This is a genomic window from Streptomyces sp. MK37H, from assembly GCF_018035285.1.
GTDB lineage: Bacteria > Actinomycetota > Actinomycetes > Streptomycetales > Streptomycetaceae > Streptomyces > Streptomyces endocoffeicus.
The window spans coordinates 1-4710 of the sequence record NZ_JAAAYH010000564.1 but is presented as its reverse complement, the minus strand read 5'-3'; the positions used below and the strand labels follow the sequence as shown (position 1 = coordinate 4710).

4 protein-coding genes are annotated in these 4710 nt (G+C 72.1%); 1 reads left to right on the top strand and 3 read right to left on the bottom strand.

Annotated features, from left to right (window positions below; translation table 11 throughout):
* The coding region (locus GWI24_RS40605; protein ID WP_210951038.1) for an ATP-dependent helicase at positions 1-1792 on the bottom strand (1792 nt) is incomplete at its 3' end.
* Positions 1793-1939: 147 nt separating this feature from the next.
* Between GWI24_RS40605 and GWI24_RS40600 the strand changes: the two genes are divergently transcribed.
* Positions 1940-2182, top strand: a complete 243-nt coding sequence (locus GWI24_RS40600; protein WP_137979439.1) for a mycoredoxin — start codon at positions 1940-1942, stop codon at positions 2180-2182.
* A 1-nt stretch (position 2183) separates the two neighbouring features.
* Here the strand turns inward: GWI24_RS40600 and nudC are convergent, their stop codons facing one another.
* Both nudC and GWI24_RS40590 read right to left on the bottom strand, forming a co-directional pair.
* On the bottom strand, positions 2184-3119 hold the full coding sequence (gene nudC / locus GWI24_RS40595; protein ID WP_210951037.1) for an NAD(+) diphosphatase: 936 nt from the start codon (positions 3117-3119) through the stop codon (positions 2184-2186).
* A 51-nt stretch (positions 3120-3170) separates the two neighbouring features.
* Entirely contained in the window at positions 3171-4574 is a 1404-nt protein-coding gene (locus GWI24_RS40590) for a dipeptidase (protein ID WP_210951036.1), read from the bottom strand.
* Positions 4575-4710: the final 136 nt, after the last annotated feature.

Here is a 4710-nt window from a genome sequence, read left to right as displayed (position 1 = left end):
CGTTGAGAAAGCGGGTGGGGCGGCGGGAGGCCCGGCCGCCCGGTGCCCGCGAGAGCGCCCAGGACAGCGTCAGATGGCGGCGGGCGCGGGTGACCCCCACATAGAGCAACCGGCGCTCCTCCTCGATCTGCTGCTCCGTCTTGGCGTAGGTGATCGGCATCATTCCCTCGGTGAGACCGACCAGGAAGACGGCGTCCCATTCGAGGCCCTTGGCCGCGTGGAGTGAGGCGAGGGTCACACCCTCGACGGTCGGGGCGTGCTGCGCCGCCGCCCGCTCATCGAGCTCCGCCACCAGATCGGAGAGCGTGGCCCCGGGGCGGCTCGCCGCGAAGTCCTCGGCGAGCCGCACCAGGGCGGCCAGGGACTCCCAGCGGTCGCGCACCGCGCCCGAGCCCGCCGGGGGCTCGGGCGTCCAGCCGCGGCTGCCCAGGACGGCCCGCACCTGGGACGGGATGTCGGCGTCCGCCAGCGCCGGATCGGCGCTGCCGCCGCGGGCCGCGCCGCGCAGCAGCAGCCCCGCCTCGCGCACCTCGGGCCGCTCGAAGAACCGCTCGGCGCCACGCAGCTGATAGGGCACCTGGGCATCGGCCAGCGCCTGCTCATAGAGCTCCGACTGGGCGTTGACCCGGTACAGGACCGCGATCTGGCTCGCCGGGATCCCGCCGCCCCCCTGCTCGACCGGGGTGATCAGCTCACGGATCCGGCGGGCGGTGCCCTCGGCCTCGGCCGGCTCGTCCGCATAGGCGGCGTAGGCCGGGTCGGGGCCCGCCTCCCGCTGGGAGACCAGCTCCAGCCGGTGCTCGGCGGCCCGGCCGCGGGCCTGGGACAGCAGCCCGTTGGCCAGGTGGACCACCTGGGGAGTGGAGCGGTAGTCCCGGATCAGCTTGACCACGGTGGCCCGGGGGTGGCGGGTGCGGAAGTTCAGCAGATGGTCGGGGGTGGCGCCGGTGAAGGAGTAGATGGTCTGGCTGGCGTCGCCGACCACGCACAGGCTGTCCCGCTCGCCCAGCCACAGATCCAGCAGCCGCTGCTGCAGCGGGCTGACGTCCTGGTATTCGTCGACCACGAAGTGCTGGTACTGACGGCGCACCTGATCGGCGATGTCCGGCCGCTCCTGGAGCACACCGACCGTGAGGAGCAGCACATCCTCGAAGTCGATGACGCCGCGGTCGCGCTTCAACTGCTCATAGGTGGCGTAGATCCGGCCGATCTCGGCGGCGTCCCGGGGGGCCTCACGGCCGGACTTGGCGGCCACGGCGGGATAGTCCTCGGGCACGGTCTGGGTGACCTTCGACCATTCGATCTCGCCGGTCACATCCCGCAGCTCATTCCGGTCCAGCCGGACCCGGCACCGGGCGGCGGCCTCGGCCACGAGCTGCACCTTGCGCTCGACCAGCCGCGGCACCTCACCGCCGACCGCCTTGGGCCAGAAGTACTGCAGCTGGCGCAGGGCCGCCGAGTGGAAGGTGCGCGCCTGCACCCCGCCCGCGCCGAGCTGCCGCAGCCGGCCGCGCATCTCCCCCGCCGCGCGGTTGGTGAAGGTGACGGCCAGCACACTGGCCGGCTGGAGTATCCCCGCGCGCACCCCATAGGCGATCCGGTGGGTGATGGCGCGGGTCTTGCCGGTGCCGGCCCCGGCCAGCACGCACACCGCGCCGTGCAGGGACGTCGCCACCTCGCGCTGCTCGGGGTCGAGCCCGTCGAGCACCGCGTCGGCGTCACGCGGCGTGGCCGCGTAGGCACCCGGCGTGGAGCCCTGCGGGAACAGAGTGGAGGACGTTGCTGCAGTCACCCCGCCATGCTGCCAGGTCCCCTGAGACGCCCGGTGCCGGTTGTCCACAGCCGTGGACTTCCGGTCATATGAATCCGGGAATCACCGGCGGAAGGTGAGCGTTCACCTTCTGCCCACCCACCACGACCCCGAGGAGAGCGAAGACCGATGTCCGGCACTGTGACGATGTACAGCACCACCTGGTGCGGCTACTGCCGACGCCTGAAGGGGCAGATGGACCGCGAGGGCATCGCCTACACCGAGATCAACATCGAGCAGGATCCGGAGTCCGCGACCTTCGTCGAGAAGGCGAACGGTGGCAACCAGACCGTGCCGACCGTCCTCTTCCCCGATGGGTCGACCCTGACCAACCCGTCCCTGGCCCAGGTCAAGGCCAAGGTCGGGCTCTGACTCAGCCCCGCGGCAGCGGCTCGCCGTACCAGAGCTCGATCAGCCGGGCCGCGATCGAGATTCCGGAGGGAGGCAGGACCTCCCCGGACTCGATCGCGGCCCGCAGGTCGTCCCGGGAGAACCAGCGCGCCTCGTGGATCTCCTCCCCGTCCACCTGGATCCGGGAGGACGTGGCCCGGGCCATGAAGCCGAGCATCAGACTGGACGGGAACGGCCACGGCTGGCTGGCCACGTAATCGACCTCGCCGACCGTGACGCCCGCCTCCTCCGCCACCTCGCGGACCACGGCCTGCTCGATCGACTCGCCCGGCTCCACGAAGCCCGCCAGCGTCGAGAAGCGCCCCTCCGGCCAGTGCACCTGGCGCCCCAGCAGCGCCCGGTCCTGATCGTCCCTCACCAGCATGATCACGGCGGGGTCGGTGCGCGGGTAGTGCTCGGCGCCGCACGCCGGGCAGCGGCGGATATGGCCCGCCGCCGCGATCACCGTGCGCTGACCGCAGCGTGAGCAGAAGCGGTGCAGCCGCTGCCAGTTCTCCAGCGCGACCGCGTGCACCAGCAGCCCCGCGTCGCGCTCGGACAGCACCACGCCCGCCTCGCGCAGCCCGGCGGGGCGTGCTGACTGGTCCATCCGCCCCGGCAGGGAGTCCTTCTGGAGCGCGAAGTAGCGCACGCCCTCCTGGTCGGTGCCCAGGAAGTAGCGGTGGTTCTCGGTGGGCGGGGCCTCGAAGGACGGGGTCATGACGAGTTCGGTACGGCCGTCCGGGGCGTCGTCGACCAGGGCCTGGCCGCCGGAGACCACGAAGACGCGCGTCGTCGGGTGGCTCCACGCAGCGGCCAGCCACGCCTCGTCCAAGCGGTGGTGCGCGGAGCGGTCGATGCCGCTCGGGGCGCTGAGCGTGATCGGCCGGTCGGTGGCGTGGTCGGTCGAGGTGGTCACGACTGCTTCCAACTCCCCCAGTGCAATGGGTGGTTCACATAACAGAGCAAGCTATTCCCGTCCATTCTCGGCGAGATCGGCCCAGAGGTGGGCGGCCGTCTCGGCGCCCTTCATGAGCAGGCCGAGCTCGACCTTCTCGTTGGGCGCGTGCCAGCCGTCGGACGGCACCGAGATGCCCAGGAAGAGCACCGGAGCGCCGAGGATGTCCTGGAGATCGGCGGCGGGGCCCGATCCGCCCTCGCGGGTGAAGCGGACCTCCTGGCCGAAGACGCGCCCCATGGCGCGGACGACCGACTGGAGCGCGGGGTGGTCCAGCGGGGTCAGACAGGGGCGGGTGGCGCCCCAATAGGTGATCTCATGGCGGATCCCGGCCGGGAGCAGGGCGGCGACCCAGTCCCGCACGGCCGACTGGATCTTCTCCACGTCCTGGCCCGCCACCAGCCGGAAGGACAGCTTCAGCTGGGCGGCCGAGGGCACGATGGTCTTTCCGCCCGGCCCCTGGTAGCCCCCGCCGATGCCGTTGACCTCGGCGGTCGGACGGGCCCAGATCCGCTCCAGGGTGGAGTAACCAGCCTCGCCGAGCGTGACCCGTGAATGCGCGGTCCGCAGCCAGCCCGCCTCGTCGAACGGCAGCTCGGCGAAGAGCTCGCGCTCACGGTCGGTCAGCTCCACGACGCCGTCGTAGAAGCCGGGGATCGCCACCTTACGGTCGTCGTCGTGCAGTGCGGCGGCCAGCCGGGCGGCCTCGGTGGCCGGGTTGGGGACCGCGCCGCCGAAGGAGCCGGAGTGGATGTCCTGGCCGGGGCCGTGGAGGTCGATCTGGCACTCGACGAGGCCCCGCATACCGGTGCAGACGGTAGGGGTGTCCTCGGACCACATCCCGGTGTCGGAGACGATCACGGTGTCGCAGGCCAGCCGGTCGGCGTGCGCGCGGACCAGTTCGGGGAAGTGCGGGGAGCCGGACTCCTCCTCGCCCTCGATCAGCAGCTTGAGGTTCACCGCGGGCGCGACACGGCCGGTCACGGCCAGGTGCGCCCGTATCCCCAGGGTGTGGAAGAGAACCTGCCCCTTGTCGTCGGCGGCGCCGCGGGCGTAGAGCCTGCCGTCCTCGATGACGGGCTCGAAGGGGTCGGTGCGCCAGCCGTCCGCGCGGTCGGCGGGCTGGACGTCGTGGTGGCCGTAGACGAGCACCGTAAGGGCGTCGGGATCACCGGACGGCCATTCGGCGAACACGGCCGGGGCGCCCGGTGTGTCCCATATCTCAGTCACCGGGAAGCCGGTGGCGGCCAGGTGGTCCCTGAGCCACTGGGCGCCGCGCCGGACGTCGTCGGCGCGGGCGGGGTCGGCGGATACGGACGGGATGCGCAGCCACTCGGAGAGCTCGGCGAGGAAGGCGGCGCGATGGCCGTCCACAAAGGCGCGGACGGCGTTGTCCGTGTCCGGGGTGTTGCTCATGCATGTGAGCCTATCCGGCCCGCGGCCGGGCGAGGGCGGGGGCCTCCGGGCCGCTCAGGTGCGCTCGCTCTCGGTGACGGTTCCGGCATCGATACGGTCATTTCCGGTCGTGTCTCCGTCCCGGTCTCTGTCCCCG